Here is a 16,033-nt window from a genome sequence, read left to right as displayed (position 1 = left end):
AAGGAGACGCACGCGATGCGTCCCGCCATCCGTTCCGCGCTGGAGTACGCCGCAGAACTGACCCGCCGCAATCGGCTCGTCGAAGCCGTCGCCGTCGCACAAGCCGCGTTCCACCACGCCACCGCCGACGAATTCCCCGAGATCAGGCAGTGGCTCACCGACCACGCCCACGACTTCACCGGAGGGGACACCCCGCGATGACCAACCCCAGGTTCCGCAACGTCCGCCGCATCGGCCCCGTCCAGGTCGCCTCCTACCTCGCCCGTGGCCGCAACCGCCACCTCGCCGCCTGCACCGCACCTCGCTGTGACTTCTCCACCGAATACGACAGCCGCGCCGCCGCCGAACTCGCCGCCCGCACCCACCGCTGCAAGGCCTGACAGGAGACCGCCGCCATGACCGTCCCGCTCTGGTTCGCCGTGCTCGTCGTCGCCGTCCTCGGCATCCAGCTTGCCCGCCCGCCGTGGTGGCTGGTCGCCCTGCTCCTCCTGGGCGGCTACCTCGTCGCCGACAGCGTCCTCGCCCCCGCCGTCGCCGCCCTCCTCGACTGATCGCCCGCAGAAGGGATCACCCACGTGTTCACCCCGAAGTACCCGCCGCAGGACACCGCCCCGGTCCACACCATCCCGGCTCCGACCGTCTACAGCCCGACCGCGTACAGCCCGGCGGCCTATGCCCCGGCTTCCGTCCCCGTTCCGTCCGCCCCGACCTCCAACCGTCCGACTGTCCAGCTCACGCCTGGCAGCACGCTCGCCCTCGTCGCCGGTGGCAGTGCCGCCGTCATGGTCGTCGGCGCGGTCCTGGTCTCCATGCTCCTCGCGGTCGCCATCACCGCCACCTCCGTGGCCGTCTGCGCGGTCGTCATCCGCTCCATGCTCAAGAGCCGCTGACCTCTCCCGTTCCGCTGGCCTCGGCTTGCCCACACTGTCTAGCCCCCTCGACAAGGCAAGTCGGGGCCTCCGTCCCAAACTCCCGCCCCTCCGAGGAGGAACCCGCACATGCGCCCCGAGGCTCCCGCCGGAGCCATCCGCCAACTGGCATCCCTCGCCCGGTACGGCGACCTCAACACCTACGCACACCAGGTCCAGCGTCTCGGCGGCTGCGAGCGGCCTGTACGGATGGAGGGTCACCGCCTGGACGTCAACGCCGCAACCGGCGAGATCGTCCGTGAGGTGATCGACCGCGACCTTCCCGCTGGACAGCTCCTCATCCGCTGCAACAACCGCAGGGCGACCCGGTGCGCCGCCTGCGCCGAGGTCTACCGCAAGGACACCTTCCACCTCGTCACGGCCGGCCTGAGCGGCGGTAAGGGAATCGGTACGGGCGTCGCCGGACACCCACGCGTCTTCGCCACCTTCACCGCTCCGTCCTTCGGTCCCGTCCACAACCGGCCCGGCGATGGTCGCTGCCGCTGCGGACGCAGCCACCGGGACGACGACCCCGCACTCGGTACGCCCTTGGACCCGGAGCGCTACGACTACCGCGCGGCTGTCCTCTGGAACGCGCACGCCGGTGCCCTCTGGTCCCGGTTCACCACCTACCTGCGCCAACAGCTCGCCTCCCGCGCGGGCATCGGCCGATCGGCGCTGCGTGACTGCCTCAAGGTGTCGTATGCCAAGGTCGCCGAGTACCAGCGGCGCGGGGCTGTCCACTTCCATGCTGTGATCCGGCTCGACGGTCCGGATGGTGCCGAGGACAGCCCACCGGCATGGGCCACGACAGAGCTCCTCAGCGACGCGATCCGTTCTGCGGCCCGGCTCGCCGAGACACCTGGTCCGCTCCTCGACGGTCGCGCGTTCGCCTTCTGCTTCGGTAAGCAGCTCGACATCCGCCCCATCCGCTCGGCCGACTTCACCGGTACCACTGACCTGACCAGCCGGGCCGTCGCCGCCTACGTCGCCAAGTACGCCACCAAAGGCGCGGAAAGCGCGACGGGCACTCTCGACCGCCCGATCCGCAACCCCGTCATCGACCTCATCGGCACCGACGTCACCGACCATGCCCGGCAGATGATCCTCACTTGCTGGCACCTCGGCGCACGCCCCGAACTCGAAGACCTGCGCCTGCGCAAGTGGGCTCACATGCTCGGCTTCCGCGGCCACTTCTCGACCAAGTCCCGCGCCTACTCCGTCACCCTCGGCGCTCTCCGCCAGGAGCGCGCCGACCACAACGAAGCGCTCACCCGCGAACGCGCGGCGCTGGCCGGCCATCCCCTCCCGGACCCGGACACCGTCCTCGTCCTCTCTCACTGGCGATTCGCCGGTACCGGCCTGACTGCCGCGGAATCCTGGCTCGCCACCTCGCGGCGACCCGACACCCCCGACACGGAAGGAGACTCGGCGTGGACCGCCGACGAGACGAACTGATGACTGTCCCGCAGATTCTCGCCGAGCTGGGCGGAGTCTCCCGCCGCACCTTCTACCGCTGGCGCGAGCTGGGACATGCTCCGGAGGCGATCAAGCTTCCAAACGGTGAACTCCGCTTCTGGCGGAGTGACTTCACCTCATGGCTTCACGGACTCGGGGAGGCGGCGTGAAGTCCCACGACGTGAAGGTGTGGAGCATCCGCAAGCGGCCGTACAAGACCCCGTCGTACGACGTGCGATGGAAGGTCGGCGACGTCCCGCCATTCTCCGAGACCTTCCGGACCAAGGCGCTCGCAGACAACTTCCGCGCGAAGCTGCTCCGGGCTGCGCAAAAGGGCGAGGCATTCGACACGGAAACCGGTCTGCCGGACTCTATGGTGCCGATCAAAGAGTCCCTCACCTGGTACGACTTCGCGCGGGCGTATGTCGCCATGAAATGGCCGCACGCCGCTCCGAACTCCCGCGACAGCCTGAACGAGACGATGACGCTCGTCACGACTCACCTCCTGGCCGACCGCGCCGGTCGCCCTGCGGATGACGTGTTGCGGCGTGCCCTACGCGGCTGGGCCTTCGTCGTTCAGGCCCCGGACGAGGAGGCCCCGCCGGTGGACATCGCCAACGCCCTCCGATGGGTCGCTAAGGCCTCGCTGTCGCTGACGACGCTCAAGAACCCGGCAGACATCCGCAGCGTTCTCGACTCGCTCAGGCTCACCCTTGCCGGTGCTCCGGCCGCCGCCGAGACGGTGCGGCGCAAGCGGGCTGTCCTCTTTAACGCCTTGGCCTACGCGGTCGAGCTGGGGGAGCTCCCGGAGAACCCGGTCACGCTCGTGAAGTGGAAGCTGCCCAAGGTCACCAAGGAAGTAGACCGCCGAGTCGTGGTGAACCCCCGGCAGGCGGCTGAGCTTCTCGGCGCGGTCTCGTACGTCGGCGGGTACCGCCGGGCGCGTGGGCGTCGACTCGTCGCGCTCTTCGCCTGCATGTACTTCGGTGGGCTGCGGCCAGCGGAAGCCGTGGCTCTGCGTCGGCCGGACTGCGCGCTGCCGGACAAGGGGTGGGGTTCGTTGATCCTGGAGAAGTCCCGCCCCACTGTCGGGAAGCGCTGGACCGGAACGGGGGAGGTGCACGACAACCGCGGCCTGAAGAATCGACCCGCCAACGAGACCCGCATCGTTCCAGCGCCGCCCCGCCTGGTCCGCATGCTCCGGGCTCACATCGAGGAGTTCGGTACGGCCAAGGACGGCCGGTTGTTCGCCAACGAGCGCGGGGGAGTGGTCGCCTCGACGACGTACTGGCGCGTCTGGGATGAGGCCCGGCACCTGGCGCTCACCCCGGAACAGGTGGCCTCGCCGCTGGCTGCTCGACCGTACGACCTGCGGCACGCCGCGCTCTCCTCCTGGCTCAATGCTGGCGTAGACCCCACCGAGGTTGCGGAGCGCGCCGGCAACAGCGTCGAAGTGCTCCTGAGCCGCTACGCGAAGTGCCTCGACGGCCGCCAAGACGTCGCCAACCGCCGGATCGCCGAACTCCTCGGCGACGACCACGACCAGGAGGACGAGCCCCGCGACGAGCCCTGATCCTGACCCACCCGCGACACACGCCTGCGGCATGATGGCCCCTGGACTACGGTCCGGGGGCTTCGTCGTTTTCTAGGGATGACCTGCGGATTCCTGCCCTACGGCCAGTCCACGCATAGTCCACAGCACCCGACATACGGCCGCTCCGAGCGGCACATGGCTGCACATACGCCAAGACCCCGTCCTCAGCGAAGGCGCTGGTGGCGGGGTCTTTGGGCACCTCATGCAAGGTGCCCCCGGCAGGATTCGAACCTGCGCACACGGCTCCGGAGGCCGTTGCTCTATCCCCTGAGCTACGGGGGCGTGTCGGTTGCGATGGTGTTGCTCGCGGCGACGGGTAGAACACTACCAGCTTGCCCGGGGTGTTCATGAACGGGTTTCCGTGGGGGTGAAGGTCGCCCGCACGGGGTGGAAGTGGCGAAAACCCGGACGCGGTGGCCGGTCCCGACCTACTCTCGAGTTGTGCCAGGCGCGTCGGGCCGGGTGCTTGTTGTGGACGACAACAAGGTCATCCGGCAGCTGATCAGGGTCAATCTCGAGCTGGAGGGCATCGAGGTCGTGACCGCGTCCGATGGTGCCGAGTGTCTGGAAGTCGTTGATCAGGTGCAGCCCGATCTCGTGACCCTCGATGTCGTCATGCCCCGGTTGGACGGGCTGCGCACCGCCGCTCGGTTGCGTGCCGATCCGCGGACGCATGATCTTCCCCTTGTCATCATCAGCGCCTGTACGCAGTACGAGGTCGAGGCCGGCCTCGAAGTCGGCGTCGACGCCTTTCTCGCCAAGCCTTTTGAGCCCACCGAACTCGTCTCCGTCGTACGGGAGTTGATGGAGCGGAGGAAGGGGGACGGCGTAAGCGGGGCTGGGGTGGATCTGAAGTTGGGTCTGGGGATCGGGCCTGTGCTGGGAGCGGGGGAGGGCGTGGGTGCGGGGAAAGGCGGCGGGCCGGGCGCTGGGCCTGCGGCCGAGTAGCACTGTCCTGCCCGTGGGGCACCTGATGGAGCCTCCCTGCCCGTAGGGCCGGGCAGGTCGAGAGGGGGGTTCGACTCCGCCGTCTGTTCCCTCTCGTCCCTCTGGTCCCTCTCCTCCTCTGCCCCGTCTGCTTCCGCTGCTCTCTCCTCCTCCGCCCTCGCCCCCTGCGTCCACATCCCGGGACCTGTCGAAACCTGCTCGCCTACCCGCCCCCCTCCTCCCCTACGCTTGTCCCGTGACTCCCGTCGAGCTCTCCCGTACCGTGCTGCGCGCGGTGCGTTGTGCTGTGGAGGACGGGGAGCTCAGCGTGGGCGTTCCGGAGCGGGCCGTGGTCACGCCGCCGGGGCCCGGGGGGCGAGGGGACTACGCCACCAACATCGCCCTGCAACTCGCCCGGCCGGCCGGGCGGCCACCGCTTCGGGTTGCCGAGGTGCTTCGGCCGTATCTGGCCCGGGCCGAAGGCGTCGCCGGGGTCGAGATCACCGGGCCCGGGTTCCTCAACATCAGCCTCGACGGTTCCGCCGCCTCCGCCCTCGTCCGGCGGATTCAGCTCGAAGGTCTGCGATACGGGCACACCGACCGCCTCGCCGGACAGGTCTTCGCGGTGCGGGTGCCGTACGAGGTGCGGGCCGAGGTCCTCGCCGACGCGCTCGGGCGGATCGTCGGGGCGCAGGGCGGCCGCGTCGACATCGGGCACGGCGAGCCCGTCACCCTGCGGCCGATCCCCGCTCCCGAGGATCCCGCTCCACTCGGTCTCGATGCCGCGCGATGGGCGCTGCTCCACCCCGCACCGCACGACCGGCCCCGGATCACCGCCGACCATCTGGTCCAGCGTGAGGGCAACCCCCTCTTCCGGGTCCGTTACGCCCACGCCCGCACCCGGGCCGTCAGTCGTAACGCCGCCGATCTCGGCTTCACCGGCCAGCCCGGCCCACTGGACGCGGTGGATGCGGTGCACGCGGTGGACGCGGATGACCTTGTCGGCCTGCTCGCGGATCACCCCCGCATCCTTGCCACCACCGTCAGACTCCCGAGCCCCTTGAGCCCCCCGAGCCCCTCGCACGAGTCGGGAACACCGGGATCCCCGGCGGCGCCGGCCCTCGACCCCTGTGCCCCCTCCCGTCTCACCCGTCACCTGCTGGCCCTCGCCGACGCCACGCTCGTTCTGCTTCCCAGCGTCCTTCCCCGTGGTGACGAGAAACCCTTGGCCGCCCACCGTGCCCGGCTCGCGCTCGCCGAAGCCGCCGGGACGGTGCTGGCCGGCGGCCTGTCCCTGCTCGGCATCGACGCACCCGACCACCTCTGAGCCAAGAAGAGACTTAAGACATGAGCCGTTCCGCCCACCCCGCCGGGCCCCGTCACGCCGACGTCCTTCCCGAGGGGCACTATTCCGCTCCGCCCACCGACCTCAACGCCCTCGACGCCAAGGTGTGGGCGCGGACGGTCACGCGCGACACCGACGGTGTCGTCACCGTCGGCGGGGTCGACGTCAAGACCCTCGCCGAGCAGCACGGCACCCCGGCCTACATCCTCGACGAGGCGGACTTCCGGGACCGGGCCCGTGCCTGGCGTACCGCCTTCGGGGCCGACGCCGACGTCTTCTATGCCGGCAAGGCGTTCCTGTCCCGGGCCGTCGTGCGGTGGCTGCACGAGGAGGGGCTCAACCTCGACGTCTGTTCCGGCGGCGAGCTGGCCACCGCCCTCTCCGCCGGTATGCCCGCAGACCGCATCGCCTTCCACGGCAACAACAAGTCCACGGACGAGATCCACCGGGCCGTCGACGCCGGGGTCGGGCGGATCGTTCTCGACTCGTTCCAGGAGATCGTGCGGGTCGCCCACATCGCGCAGTCTCTCGGGAAGCGGCAGCGGGTTCAGATCCGGATCACCGTCGGCGTCGAGGCGCACACGCACGAGTTCATCGCCACCGCCCACGAGGACCAGAAGTTCGGGATTCCGCTGGCCGGGGGACAGGCCGCCGAAGCCGTGCGCCGGGCGCTCCAGCTCGACGGGCTCGAGCTCATCGGGATCCACTCCCACATCGGGTCGCAGATCTTCGACATGTCCGGCTTCGAGGTCGCCGCGCACCGGGTGGTCGGACTGCTCAAGGACATCCGTGACGAGCACGGGGTCGAACTGCCCGAGATCGACCTCGGCGGCGGCCTCGGGATCGCCTACACCAGCGACGACGACCCGAGCGAGCCCCACGAGATCGCCAAGGCCCTCACCGAGATCGTCACGCGCGAGTGTGAAGGGGCCCGCCTTCGCACGCCCCGTATCTCCGTCGAGCCCGGCCGCGCCATCGTCGGACCCACCGCTTTCACGCTCTACGAGGTCGGCACCATCAAGCCTCTCGACGGGCTCCGCACCTATGTCTCCGTCGACGGCGGCATGTCGGACAACATCCGCACCGCGCTGTACGACGCCGAGTACAGCGTCGCCCTCGTCTCCCGTGTCTCCGACGCGGCGCCGATGCTGGCCCGGGTGGTCGGCAAGCACTGTGAGAGCGGCGACATCGTGGTCAAGGACGCGTTCCTGCCGTCCGACCTGGCACCGGGTGACCTGATCGCCGTGCCCGCCACGGGCGCGTACTGCCGGTCCATGGCCAGCAACTACAACCATGTGCTGCGGCCGCCGGTGGTGGCCGTGCACGAGGGGGAGTCGCGGGTCATCGTGCGGCGGGAGACCGAGGACGATCTGCTGCGCCTCGACGTCGGCTGACCGGCGGCCAAGGAACGACGGACAACTAACGGCGGCCAAGGAACGACGGACAACTAACGGCGGCCAAAGAGCGGCGGCCAACGAACGACGGCCAAGGATTGCGGACGGGAATGGCGGACCGGGACGCAGAAGGGAACATGGAGGGGGACGCAGAAGAACAGGGCGGAAGATCTCCTGTCTGCCGTCCCTGAGGAAATGAAATAGACGTCTCACGATCCGGACCAGGGGCAGAAAGTCCGGTCCGGTGAGTGAGACTGGGGCAACCGGAAACAACCGTAGACGGTATGAGGAAACGAGGTCGGATGATGCGTAAGCGTCCGCTGAAGGTGGCGCTGCTGGGCTGTGGAGTGGTCGGCTCAGAGGTGGCGCGCATCATGACGACGCACGCCGACGACCTCGCCGCACGCATCGGGGCGCCGGTGGAGCTGGCGGGCGTCGCGGTGCGGCGGCCCTCCAGGGTCCGGGACGGCATCGACCCCGCCCTCGTCACCACCGACGCCACCGCCCTCGTCAAACGCGGGGACATCGACGTCGTCGTCGAGGTCATCGGCGGCATCGAGCCCGCTCGTACGCTCATCACGACCGCCTTCGAGTACGGCGCCTCCGTCGTCTCCGCGAACAAGGCGCTTCTGGCCCAGGACGGCGCCGCGCTGCACGCCGCCGCCGAGGAGCACGGCGAGGACCTCTACTACGAGGCCGCCGTCGCCGGCGCCATCCCGCTGATCCGGCCGCTTCGCGAGTCCCTCGCCGGGGACAAGGTCAACCGGGTGCTGGGCATCGTCAACGGCACCACCAACTTCATCCTCGACAAGATGGACTCCACCGGCGCCGGGTACCAGGAGGCCCTCGACGAGGCCACCGCCCTGGGCTACGCCGAGGCCGACCCCACCGCCGATGTCGAGGCCTTCGACGCCGCCGCCAAGGCCGCCATCCTCGCCGGGATCGCCTTCCACACGCGCGTGCGCCTCGACGACGTCTACCGCGAGGGCATGACCGAGGTGACCGCGGCCGACTTCGCCTCCGCCAGGGCGATGGGCTGCACCATCAAGCTGCTCGCCATCTGTGAGCGGGCCGCCGACGGAGGGTCCGTGACGGCCCGCGTGCACCCGGCGATGATTCCGCTCACCCACCCGCTCGCCTCCGTGCGCGGCGCGTACAACGCCGTGTTCGTGGAGTCGGACGCGGCCGGGCAGCTCATGTTCTACGGCCCCGGCGCCGGCGGTGCTCCCACCGCCTCCGCCGTGCTCGGCGACCTGGTCGCCGTCTGCCGCAACCGGCTCAGCGGGGCAACGGGGCCCGGCGAGTCGGCGTATGCCGCCCTGCCGGTGTCGCCGATGGGCGATGTCGTCACCCGCTATCACATCAGCCTCGACGTCGCCGACAAACCGGGCGTTCTCGCCCAGGTCGCCACGGTGTTCGCCGAGCACGGGGTGTCGATCGATACCGTGCGGCAGCAAGGACGCCAAGACGGCGACGGCGAGGCCTCTCTCGTCGTCGTCACCCACCGCGCGTCCGACGCCTCCCTCACCGGGACCGTCGAGGCGTTGCGCAAGCTCGACACCGTGCGGGGTGTCGCCAGCATCATGCGGGTTGAAGGAGAGTAACCAGCAATGACCCACCAGTGGCGCGGAATCATCGAGGAGTACCGGGACCGGCTGCCGGTATCCGACAGCACGCCGGTCGTCTCCCTCCGTGAGGGCGGCACGCCCCTCGTGCCCGCGCAGGTGCTCTCCGAGCGCACGGGCTGCGAGGTCCACCTCAAGGTGGAGGGCGCCAACCCGACCGGGTCCTTCAAGGACCGCGGTATGACCATGGCCATCTCGCGGGCCAAGGAGGAGGGCGCGCAGGCCGTGATCTGCGCCTCCACCGGCAACACCTCCGCGTCCGCCGCCGCCTACGCCGTGCGCGCCGGCATGGTCTGCGCCGTGCTCGTCCCGCAGGGCAAGATCGCGATCGGCAAGATGGGCCAGGCCCTCGTGCACGGCGCGAAGATCCTCCAGGTCGACGGCAACTTCGACGACTGCCTCACGCTCGCGCGTGATCTGTCGGACAACTACCCGGTGGCGCTGGTCAATTCGGTCAACCCGGTGCGCATCGAGGGTCAGAAGACGGCCTCGTTCGAGATCGTGGACATGCTCGGGGACGCCCCCGACATCCACGTCCTGCCGGTCGGCAACGCGGGCAACATCACCGCGTACTGGAAGGGTTACAAGGAGTACGCCGCCGATGGCATCGCCGCGCGGACGCCCCGCATGTGGGGCTTCCAGGCGTCCGGCAGTGCGCCCATCGTGCGCGGCGAGGTCGTCAAGGACCCGTCGACGATCGCCACCGCGATCCGCATCGGCAACCCCGCCTCCTGGAAGTTCGCGCTGGCGGCGCAGGAGGAGTCCGGCGGCTTCATCGACGAGGTGACGGACCGTGAGATCCTGCGCGCCTACCGGCTGTTGGCCGCGCAGGAGGGCGTCTTCGTGGAGCCCGCGTCCGCCGCGTCCGTGGCCGGTCTGCTGAAGGCCGCCGAGCAGGGCAAGGTCGACCCGGGGCAGCGCATCGTCTGCACCGTCACCGGCAACGGACTGAAGGACCCCGACTGGGCCGTCGCAGGCGCCCCGCAGCCGGTCACCGTCCCGGTCGACGCGGCGACGGCGGCCGAGCGCCTCGGTCTGGCCTGAGCGGCAAACCCGGGCTCGACCCGCCGGACCCGGGCGGACCGGGTCGTCCTCGACCGGGTAATCCCTGTAAGGGGTGCACAGGGGGCTTACGACACGCATCGTGCGCCTCCTGTGCGCCCTATGTCGCCGCAGAACCTTCCTTCGATAGGCTGTACTGAACCCGCCCGCCGCATATGCCGCAGTGCCGCGTCGTCACCGCGTCGCCGTCGGGCCTCAAGGGTCCTCACATACCCATCGAATGTCATTCGACAGTCCCGCAGCTCAAGGAGAGTCATCGCGAGATGGCCGGTCCCGCCTTCCGCGCCGCCCCCGTCCGGGTGCGTGTCCCCGCCACCAGCGCCAACCTCGGCCCGGGCTTCGACGCCTTCGGCCTCGCGCTGGGGCTCTACGACGACGTCGTCGTCCGGGTGGCCGACTCCGGGCTGCACATCGACATCGCGGGGGAGGGCAGCGAGACGCTCCCGCGCGACGAGAAGCACCTCCTCGTCCGCTCCCTGCGCACCGCCTTCGACGTCCTGGGCGGCCAGCCGCGCGGCCTGGAGATCGTCTGCGCCAACCGCATCCCGCACGGCCGGGGCCTCGGCTCCTCCTCCGCCGCGATCTGCGCCGGCATCGTCGCCGCGCGCGCGGTGACCATAGGCGGCGAGAGCAAGCTCGACGACGCCGCGCTGCTGGAGCTCGCGACCGAGATCGAGGGCCACCCGGACAACGTGGCGGCCTGTCTGCTGGGCGGGTTCACCCTGTCCTGGATGGAGTCCGGCGCCGCGCGGGCGATCAGGACGGAGCCCGCCGATTCCATCGTTCCGGTGGTTTTCGTGCCCGGAAAGCCGGTCCTCACCGAGACCGCGCGCGGTCTGCTCCCGCGCTCCGTGCCGCACGTCGACGCCGCCGCCAACGCCGGCCGGGCCGCACTGCTCGTCGAGGCCCTCACCCGCCGCCCCGAACTGCTGCTGCCCGCCACCGAGGACCGGCTGCACCAGGAGTACCGCGCCCCGGCCATGCCGGAGAGCGCGGCTCTGGTGGAGCGGCTGCGCGCCGACGGGATCCCCGCGGTGATCTCCGGCGCCGGACCCACCGTGATGGCGCTGGCCGACGCGGGCACGGCCGACAAGATCGAGGCGTCGGCCGGCACGGACTGGGCCGCGAACCGCCTGGCCCTGGACCTGCAAGGGGCGAGCGTGCTGCCCCTTGCGCCCTCCGGCGACCTCTGAAAGCACACGGTTGCCGGATTTCGAGAGGGGGAATGTTTGTTGGATCCGGTAGTGTTAATCTCAAGTCTGCACCCGACCCCACCACGGCGAGGTGCTTCGTGTCCCCGTCCGGGACAGACATTCTTCCGGGAGCTCCCCAAGCCGCACTGCGTTCCGTACGTCGTACCTGGGCAGTACGCCGTGCAGCGACGCTGAGCGGTCCACAGGGCACGCTCCGGAATCGGTGCGACCACGCCACGTGACACTGAGTGTCACGGCTCGTCGAGGAAGCGCCATCACCAGCAAATCTCTCTTCCGCCTCTTTGGCGGACCACCGCCCCGGCTTCGCCACACGAGGGACCGAAGTCGGACAGCACAACCGGTCGCCGAGCCAGACAGGCCGACGTCCGCTCCAGGGAAGGACCCTTCGTGAGCGACACCACCGATCTGATGGGCGCACGTGTCGAGGAGACCGCTGCCGCGCCCGCCACGGACGCCTCCGCGCCTGCCACCGGTGCCGGCTCCCGGCGGCGCCGCGGTACCGGCCTCGAGGGCATGGTGCTGGCCGAGCTGCAGCAGGTCGCATCCGGCCTCGGCATCAGGGGCACCGCGCGTATGCGCAAGAGCCAGCTGATCGAGGTCATCAAGGAGGCGCAGGCCTCAGGCGGCAGCGCCCCGGCCAAGGCCGCGGCTCCCGCAGGGGACGCCGCCGAGACCAAGCCCAAGCGCCGCGCCACCTCCAAGGCCCGTACGGGCGATGCCGCCGCCGAGAAGAAGGCGGACGCCGCCCCGGCCGAGGCCCCCGCCGAGAAGGCCGTGGCCCAGCAGCAGATCGAGATCCCCGGCCAGCCGGCCAGCAAGGATGCTCCGGTCGAGCGCCGTCGCCGCCGGGCCACCGCCGAGGCGGGCAGCCCGGAGACAGTCGCCGCCGAGGCGAAGACCGCCCCGCAGGCCGAGACGCCCGCCCCGGCGCAGGCCGAGGCCCAGGCGCAGCCGCAGGGCGACGCCAGGAGCGACGCCGACGGCGGCGAGGGCCGCCGTCGCGACCGCCGTGAGCGCGGTCGCGACCGTGGCGAGCGGGGGGACCGCGCCGATCGCGGTGACCGCGCTGATCGCGGTGACCGTCGTAAGAGCGAGGACCAGCAGGGCGGCCAGCCCCAGCGCGGCGGCCAGCAGCAGGGCCAGCAGCAGAGCGGCGGTCGTCAGGACCGTCAGCAGCGCGACAACGGTCCGCAGGACGACGACGACTTCGATGGCGGCCGCCGTGGCCGTCGCGGCCGCTACCGCGACCGTCGTGGCCGTCGCGGGCGTGACGAGATCGGCACCGCCGAGCCGCAGCTCGCCGACGACGACGTCCTGATCCCCGTCGCGGGCATCCTGGACATCCTCGACAACTACGCGTTCATCCGGACCTCCGGCTACCTGCCGGGCCCGAACGACGTGTACGTCTCCCTCGCCCAGGTCCGCAAGAACGGCCTGCGCAAGGGCGACCACGTCACCGGCGCGGTCCGTCAGCCCAAGGAAGGCGAGCGGCGCGAGAAGTTCAACGCGCTGGTCCGCCTGGACTCCGTCAACGGCATGGCGCCCGAACACGGCCGCGGCCGCCCGGAGTTCAACAAGCTGACCCCGCTCTACCCGCAGGACCGGCTCCGCCTGGAGACCGACCCGGGCGTGCTGACCACGCGGATCATCGACCTCGTGTCGCCGATCGGCAAGGGCCAGCGCGGTCTGATCGTGGCCCCGCCGAAGACCGGCAAGACCATGATCATGCAGGCGATCGCCAACGCGATCACGCACAACAACCCCGAGTGCCACCTGATGGTCGTCCTGGTCGACGAGCGTCCGGAAGAGGTCACCGACATGCAGCGGTCGGTGAAGGGCGAGGTCATCTCCTCGACCTTCGACCGCCCGGCCGAGGACCACACCACGGTCGCCGAGCTCGCCATCGAGCGCGCCAAGCGTCTGGTGGAGCTGGGCCACGACGTCGTCGTGCTGCTCGACTCGATCACGCGTCTGGGCCGTGCGTACAACCTCGCCGCCCCGGCCTCCGGCCGCATCCTGTCCGGTGGTGTCGACTCGACCGCCCTGTACCCGCCGAAGCGCTTCTTCGGTGCGGCCCGCAACATCGAGGACGGCGGCTCGCTGACCATCCTCGCCACCGCCCTGGTGGACACCGGGTCCCGCATGGACGAGGTGATCTTCGAGGAGTTCAAGGGCACCGGCAACATGGAGCTCAAGCTCGACCGGAAGCTCGCCGACAAGCGCATCTTCCCCGCGGTGGACGTGGACGCGTCCGGTACCCGTAAGGAAGAGATCCTGCTCGGCAACGACGAGCTGGCCGTCGTCTGGAAGCTGCGCCGGGTGCTGCACGCGCTCGACCAGCAGCAGGCGATCGAGCTGCTTCTCGACAAGATGAAGCAGACGAAGTCGAACGGCGAGTTCCTGCTGCAGATCCAGAAGACGACGCCGTCGCCGGGCAACAACGACTGACGTCACGCACCACATCCATGAGGGCCGCCCCGGTGAAAGGGGGCGGCCCTCATCGGTTCTTCACACGCGGGATACGATCTCGCTCTTCAAACATCTTGATCCGAATTTCCTGAAGCGAACTTCTTGATCCCGAGGGGGGACTCGAGTGGGTACACCCACGTCCGGGGGCAACAGCGGTCGGCACAGACGCCGGATACGCATCGTCCTGCCCGTTGTCGCGGCCGGGCTGGCCGCGGCCGTCGCCGGTGCGATGCTGACGTCGTCGGCCTCGGCCGCTGTGACGCCTCCGACGCCCGCCTACAGCGCGCCGTCGGCCGAGCAGCTCAACAAGCGCCTCGCCATCGCCATCGCCGGTGACGACACGGCGGGCAAGACCGCCAAGTCCTCCCTGAGTGCGAGCACACGCCCCACCACCGTCGACCCGAAGATCATCGGCGGCACCACGGCGACCATCACCACGGCACCGTGGATGGCGCAGCTCTGGTACGGCGACGACCGCGGCACCGCGACCACCAGCGACGACATCGGCTTCTTCTGCGGCGGCACGGTCGTCTCGCCGACGAAGATCCTCACCGCCGCGCACTGCCTCAAGGACGAGACCGGCAAGAACTACAGCTGGTACTCCCACGGCATCGTCATCACCGGCACCTCGCAGCTGCCGACCGTCGACAGCAACGGCCAGATCACCGATCTGCACGGCGGCAACGAGAGCGGCGTCTGGCGCCAGTGGAACCACCCGTCGTTCAGCCCGTCGACGATCGACAACGACATCGCCGTCCTGACCCTGCCGGAGCCGGTCAAGGCCACGCCGATCCGCATGACGACGGCCGCGGACACCGCGTCGTACGCCGCCGGCACCAAGGCCACGCTCTTCGGCTGGGGCCGCACCAGCTCCACCACGCAGGACATCTCCGACGTGCTGAAGACGGCCACGCTGCCGATCCAGTCGGACACCACCTGCGCGACCTACTACGGCGCCGACTTCGTCAAGGGCCACAACGTGTGCGCGGGCGATCCCGCCACCGGCAGCGACGAGGGCACCACCTCCGCCTGCAACGGCGACTCCGGCGGTCCGCTGATCGTCAGGAACGCGGCCGGCGAGGACCGGATCGTGGGCGTCGTCTCCTGGGGCGTGCAGGACTGCGTCGAGAGCGGCGCGTACAGCGTGTTCACCAAGGTCTCCACGTACGTCGGCGCCACCTACCCGCGCGTCGAGGACACCAACCTCAACGGTGACCACCTCGCCGACCTGTGGGTGCGCAACGCCTCCACCAAGACCGGCTACGAGCTCGACTCCAAGGGCGCCACGCTCGCCGCGCGCCAGTCCTGGGGCTCCTTCAGCGCCTACAACATCGTCGTGCAGACCGACCTGGACCGCGACGGCTACCAGGACCTGATCCTGCGCCGGACCTCGGACGGTGACGTCTTCTGGCAGCACTGGGTGCCCTCCACCGAGACCTGGGCGACCAAGCTCATCGGCGACAACTGGAAGACCCGCCTGAGCATCGTCGCCCCCGGCGACATGACGGGCGACTACCTGCCCGACATGCTGGCGGTGGACTCCACCGGCGTGCTGTGGCTGTACCCGGGCAAGGGCGCCGGAAGCTTCGGCGCACCGCTCAAGGTCGGCGCGGGCTGGAACAACTTCAACGTGGTGCGCGGACACGGCGACTTCAACGGCGACGGTCTGACGGACCTGCTCGCCCGTAACAAGAGCACCGGTGCCGTGTACCTGTACCGGGGTCGCGGCGTGCTCAGCACGGCCATCTTCCAGCCCGCTCTCAAGGTCGCGACCTGGACCAACACGACGTACAACGCCTTCGACACGGTCGGTGACCTGAACAGCGACAGCAAGGCCGACCTGGTGGCCCGCACTCCCTCCGGCGCCCTGTACCTGTACAAGGGCACCGGAAGCACCACGAGTGCGATCTTTGCCACAAGGGTCTCGCTCGGGACGGGCTTCCAGCAGTACGACCTCTTCGGCTGAGTCGAGCCGAAATCGCAGGTGAGCGGGGTACTCCTCGCTCACCCGCGTCACGCTGTGTGCCCGGTCCGTCC

15 protein-coding genes and 1 tRNA gene are annotated in these 16,033 nt (G+C 70.0%); 15 read left to right on the top strand and 1 reads right to left on the bottom strand.

Annotation, left to right across the window (positions count from 1 at the left end; translation table 11 throughout):
- Positions 1 to 15: 15 nt before the first annotated feature.
- The 7 genes from ACZ5SK_RS42675 (at position 16) to ACZ5SK_RS42645 (ending at position 3,939) form a co-directional block, all read left to right on the top strand.
- On the top strand, positions 16 to 201 hold the full coding sequence (locus ACZ5SK_RS42675; RefSeq protein WP_328433991.1) for a hypothetical protein: 186 nt from the start codon (positions 16 to 18) through the stop codon (positions 199 to 201).
- On the top strand, positions 198 to 380 hold the full coding sequence (locus ACZ5SK_RS42670) for a mobile element transfer protein (protein WP_328433990.1): 183 nt from the start codon (positions 198 to 200) through the stop codon (positions 378 to 380). Before ACZ5SK_RS42675 ends, ACZ5SK_RS42670 begins: the two co-directional genes overlap by 4 nt.
- Positions 381 to 395: 15 nt before the next feature.
- Complete coding sequence (locus tag ACZ5SK_RS42665) at positions 396 to 551, top strand: hypothetical protein (protein WP_328433989.1); 156 nt, start codon at positions 396 to 398, stop codon at positions 549 to 551.
- Between the two features lie 24 nt (positions 552 to 575).
- A complete protein-coding gene (locus ACZ5SK_RS42660; RefSeq protein ID WP_457495566.1) occupies positions 576 to 890 on the top strand; it encodes a SpdD protein in 315 nt (104 codons plus the stop codon).
- A 108-nt stretch (positions 891 to 998) separates the two neighbouring features.
- Complete coding sequence (locus ACZ5SK_RS42655) at positions 999 to 2,366, top strand: replication initiator (RefSeq protein ID WP_457495567.1); 1,368 nt, start codon at positions 999 to 1,001, stop codon at positions 2,364 to 2,366.
- Entirely contained in the window at positions 2,366 to 2,536 is a 171-nt protein-coding gene (locus tag ACZ5SK_RS42650) for a helix-turn-helix transcriptional regulator (protein ID WP_328436064.1), read from the top strand. Before ACZ5SK_RS42655 ends, ACZ5SK_RS42650 begins: the two co-directional genes overlap by 1 nt.
- Positions 2,533 to 3,939, top strand: coding sequence for a tyrosine-type recombinase/integrase (locus ACZ5SK_RS42645; RefSeq protein WP_457495568.1), 1,407 nt, complete (start codon positions 2,533 to 2,535; stop codon positions 3,937 to 3,939). Before ACZ5SK_RS42650 ends, ACZ5SK_RS42645 begins: the two co-directional genes overlap by 4 nt.
- Before the next feature lie 231 nt (positions 3,940 to 4,170).
- On the opposite strand, the gene ACZ5SK_RS42640 is transcribed toward ACZ5SK_RS42645, so the two are convergent.
- Positions 4,171 to 4,242: transfer RNA gene (locus ACZ5SK_RS42640), tRNA-Arg, on the bottom strand.
- A gap of 180 nt (positions 4,243 to 4,422) precedes the next feature.
- Here ACZ5SK_RS42640 and ACZ5SK_RS42635 point away from each other — a divergent pair.
- From ACZ5SK_RS42635 to ACZ5SK_RS42600, 8 genes are all read left to right on the top strand, one after another.
- A complete protein-coding gene (locus ACZ5SK_RS42635) occupies positions 4,423 to 4,908 on the top strand; it encodes a response regulator (RefSeq protein WP_457495578.1) in 486 nt (161 codons plus the stop codon).
- A gap of 235 nt (positions 4,909 to 5,143) precedes the next feature.
- Positions 5,144 to 6,214: an ArgS-related anticodon-binding protein NrtL gene (gene nrtL, locus ACZ5SK_RS42630; protein WP_334577197.1), complete on the top strand. Its 1,071-nt coding sequence runs from the start codon at positions 5,144 to 5,146 to the stop codon at positions 6,212 to 6,214.
- Positions 6,215 to 6,234: 20 nt separating this feature from the next.
- Positions 6,235 to 7,626 (top strand): diaminopimelate decarboxylase, encoded by a 1,392-nt coding sequence (gene lysA, locus ACZ5SK_RS42625; protein WP_334577196.1) that lies wholly within the window; start codon positions 6,235 to 6,237, stop codon positions 7,624 to 7,626.
- A 305-nt stretch (positions 7,627 to 7,931) separates the two neighbouring features.
- The gene (locus ACZ5SK_RS42620) at positions 7,932 to 9,230 is read left to right on the top strand and encodes a homoserine dehydrogenase (RefSeq protein ID WP_334581168.1); all 1,299 of its coding nucleotides are present in this window, start codon (positions 7,932 to 7,934) and stop codon (positions 9,228 to 9,230) included.
- 6 nt (positions 9,231 to 9,236) lie between these two features.
- Entirely contained in the window at positions 9,237 to 10,295 is a 1,059-nt protein-coding gene (thrC, locus tag ACZ5SK_RS42615) for a threonine synthase (protein ID WP_334577195.1), read from the top strand.
- A 281-nt stretch (positions 10,296 to 10,576) separates the two neighbouring features.
- Positions 10,577 to 11,506: a homoserine kinase gene (gene thrB, locus ACZ5SK_RS42610; RefSeq protein ID WP_361709230.1), complete on the top strand. Its 930-nt coding sequence runs from the start codon at positions 10,577 to 10,579 to the stop codon at positions 11,504 to 11,506.
- Positions 11,507 to 11,914: 408 nt separating this feature from the next.
- Complete coding sequence (gene rho / locus ACZ5SK_RS42605; RefSeq protein ID WP_334577193.1) at positions 11,915 to 13,975, top strand: transcription termination factor Rho; 2,061 nt, start codon at positions 11,915 to 11,917, stop codon at positions 13,973 to 13,975.
- Positions 13,976 to 14,120: 145 nt separating this feature from the next.
- Positions 14,121 to 15,962 carry a trypsin-like serine protease gene (locus tag ACZ5SK_RS42600; protein WP_468577635.1) on the top strand — a complete coding sequence of 614 codons (1,842 nt, stop codon included), beginning with the start codon at positions 14,121 to 14,123 and terminating at the stop codon, positions 15,960 to 15,962.
- Positions 15,963 to 16,033 lie beyond the last annotated feature (71 nt).

Source organism: Streptomyces sp. NPDC031474 (assembly GCF_055581185.1).
Note: the sequence above shows the minus strand (reverse complement) of the source record. Positions and strands in the feature narration are given on the sequence as shown.